1 protein-coding gene is annotated in these 1,038 nt (G+C 70.7%); it reads right to left on the minus strand.

The features are described from left to right. Positions 1–1,038: NAD(P)/FAD-dependent oxidoreductase (locus tag SPI01S_RS21600; protein ID WP_245653731.1), on the minus strand; the 1,038-nt coding region annotated here is incomplete at both ends.

Here is a 1,038-nt window from a genome sequence, read left to right on the forward strand (position 1 = left end):
ATCGCCGCGCAGCACCACCGCGTCATGGCCGGTCGAGAGCCCCACCGTCTGCAGCTTGAGGTCATACTGGTTGGACCAGAACCACGGCACCGCATCATAGTGCGCCGGCTGGCCGGTCAGCACCTTGGCGACGACATTCGCCTGATCGTTGGCGTTCTGCACCGATTCCAGCCGGATCTCCGCCCCGTCGGCATAGCCGTTCACGTGGAGGGCGCAGTCGCCGATCGCGAAGATGTCGGGCAGGCTGGTGCGGCACTGCGCATCCACGCGCACGCCGTTGCCGCCGGCTGCCCCTGCCGCCAGCAGCGGCGCGACCTTGGGCACGATGCCGATGCCGACGATCACCATGTCGGCGGGCAGCACCTCACCGTCGGCCAGCCGGACGCCGCAGACCCGCCCGTCCCGTTCCTCCAGGCATTCGACCCGCGCGCCGGTGCGGATCTCGACGCCGTGCGCGCGATGCTCGGCCTCGTAGAAGCGCGACAGCGGTTCGCCGGCGACCCGGGCGAGCACCCGGTCCATCGCCTCCAGCACCACGACCTGCTTGTCGGCCTTGATCAGCGCGGCGGCGGCCTCGAGCCCGATATAGCCGCCGCCGATCACCACCACGTGGCGGGTGGCGGGCAGTTCGGCCAGCAGCTGGTCGACATCGCGACGGGTGCGGATCGCGTGGACGCCGGCCAGATCGTGCCCGCTGCACGCCAGCCGCCGCGCACTGCCGCCGCCCGACCACACCAGCGCCCCATAGCCGATCGACGCACCGGCAGCATCAGTGACGGTCTTGGCGTGCGGATCGACCGCGACGACCCGGCGCCCGGCCAGCATCGCCACCTGGCGCTCCTCCCAGAAGGCGGGCGCCCGGATCAGGATGCGCTCGAAGCTCTTCTCGCCCTTCAGATAATCCTTGGACAAAGGGGGCCGCTCATAGGGCAGTTCGGGATCCTCGCCGATCACCGCCAGCGTGCCCGCAAAGCCGGCCTGGCGCAGCGCCACCGCGCACTGCGCGCCGCCATGGCCGCTGCCCACGATCAGAATATC

The organism is Sphingomonas pituitosa NBRC 102491 (genome assembly GCF_001598435.1).
GTDB classification, from domain to species: Bacteria; Pseudomonadota; Alphaproteobacteria; order Sphingomonadales; family Sphingomonadaceae; genus Sphingomonas; species Sphingomonas pituitosa.